This window comes from bacterium, from assembly GCA_026398675.1.
Classification (GTDB): Bacteria; RBG-13-66-14; RBG-13-66-14; order RBG-13-66-14; family RBG-13-66-14; genus RBG-13-66-14.
In genome coordinates this window covers 1-1,716 of record JAPLSK010000215.1, presented here as the reverse complement: position 1 = coordinate 1,716, position 1,716 = coordinate 1, and the positions used below count along the sequence as shown (strand labels likewise).

Annotated in this window: 3 protein-coding genes; 2 read left to right on the top strand and 1 reads right to left on the bottom strand. The window is 63.1% G+C overall.

The genetic code is table 11. The features are described 5' to 3' along the window. The coding region (locus NTW26_07075) for an acyltransferase (protein MCX7022019.1) at positions 1–533 on the top strand (533 nt) is incomplete at its 5' end. Positions 534–692: 159 nt separating this feature from the next. Then, positions 693–977, top strand: a complete 285-nt coding sequence (locus tag NTW26_07070) for an integration host factor subunit beta (GenBank protein ID MCX7022018.1) — start codon at positions 693–695, stop codon at positions 975–977. A 211-nt stretch (positions 978–1,188) separates the two neighbouring features. Here NTW26_07070 and NTW26_07065 read toward each other — a convergent pair. Next, positions 1,189–1,716: ABC transporter permease (locus NTW26_07065; protein ID MCX7022017.1), on the bottom strand; the 528-nt coding region annotated here is incomplete at its 5' end.

The window sequence follows — 1,716 nt, the reverse complement described above, 5'->3', positions numbered from 1 at the left end:
GGCACTTCTGCCACGTCTCCTCGGGGGCGCGCATCGGGCGGAATTGCGTCCTCGGCCAGAACTGCTACATCGGCGGCGACGTGGTCATCGGCGATAAGTGCAAGCTGCAGAACAACGTCAGCGTCTACACCCGCGTTACCCTCGAGGAGGGCGTCTTCTGCGGCCCGAGCTGCGTCTTCACCAACGACCTCACCCCGCGGTCCCTCTTCCCCAAGGGCGGATCGGCGGACTGGGTCCCCACCCTCTGCCGGAGAGGCTCAACCATCGGGGCCAACGCCACGGTCATCTGCGGCGTCACCCTGGGCGAGCACGCGATGGTCGGCGCCGGGGCCGTGGTCACCCGGAACGTCCCGGACTTCGGCCTGGTCACCGGGGTGCCGGCGCGGCTCGTCGGATGGATGTGCGCCTGCGGTCGGAGGCTCGGCCTGCCGCTCCGATCGGACGAAGTTCTCACCGAGTCCTGCGCCGCCTGCGGCCTCCGCTACGAGCTGAGGAAAGACGGGCCGGTGTGCCTGGACGCCATTGCCGACTAACCCCTTGACCGTCACATGACTAGGTGGTATTCTTAAAAAGTAGCCTGTCATTTAAGTCATTTAAATAGGATTCCCACTTCCCTGCTGGGGAGGGAAGGTGGCGGTGCGGTGGTTCCACACCGAACAGCCAACTTTTCAGGGCGGGGAGGGGAGGTCAGGATGACGAAGCGGGAGATTGCCATAACCGTGGCCAAGAAGCTGAACGTGACCCAGAAGGTCGCGGCTCAGGTTCTCGACGCGCTCATTGAGGAGATGCGTCAGACCCTCTCCCGGGGCGAGCGAATCGAGATCCGGGACTTCGGCGTCTTCAGCGTCCGCAAGGCCAAGCAGAAGCTCGCCCGCAACCCGCGCACCAACCAGGAAGTCATCGTCCCCGCCCGCAAGAGGATAAAATTCGTCCCCGGCAAGCGGATGAAGGCGCTGTCCATGGATCTGTCCGACTGACAGCCGCCGTGTAGATAAAAAAACGAGGCACCCCGGGGGTGCCTTTTTTAATAGTCAGGCCATGCCGGGGCGGGCGGCGATCGGGAATAAAAAAAGAGACACCCTGGGAGCGCCTCGTTTAGTGCTATCGGTTGAGGACCGGCTGGCTAAGACGCCGTCAGTCCCCGGCGGCCGGAGGACCCGAAACGATGAGAGCACGCCACCCGTCGGCTTACCACCGGGCGGTCATGCGATGGAACCGGTAGATCGCCAGGGCGGTGATGATGACGGTCAGGCCCAGGAGCACGCTCAAGTCTATGAGGAAGGTGAACTCGTAGTGCTGGAGCATCAGGCCGCGAAAGAGGTCCACGGCGTAGGCGATGGGGTTGGCCCGGGCCACGAGGTAGGCCCAGCGCGGGAGGTTGTCCAGGGGGAAGACGGCGCCCGAGGCCAGAAACATCGGCATGATGAGAAAATTCATCACCGAGCTGAAGCCCTCGTAGGTTTTCACCAGGCTCGCGATGATGACTCCCAGACTGGCGAGCATGAAACCCACGATGAAGCTGGCCAGGAGAATCCAGGCGATGTTGTACCACAACAGCTGTATGTGGGTGAGGAAGACCAGAAGGATGGCGATGAAGCTCTGGGCGGTGCAGATGGTGGCCCCGCCGAGCACCTTCCCGACGACGATGGAGCTGCGGCTGATGGGCGCGGAGAGCATCTCCTTCAACAGGCCGAAGTCGCGGTCCCAGATGATGGA

What these genes read in the sequence shown, in the direction of transcription:
- NTW26_07070 (MCX7022018.1), top strand. Translation starts at nt 693, where the DNA reads ATGACGAAGCGGGAGATTGCCATAACCGTGGCCAAGAAGCTGAACGTG.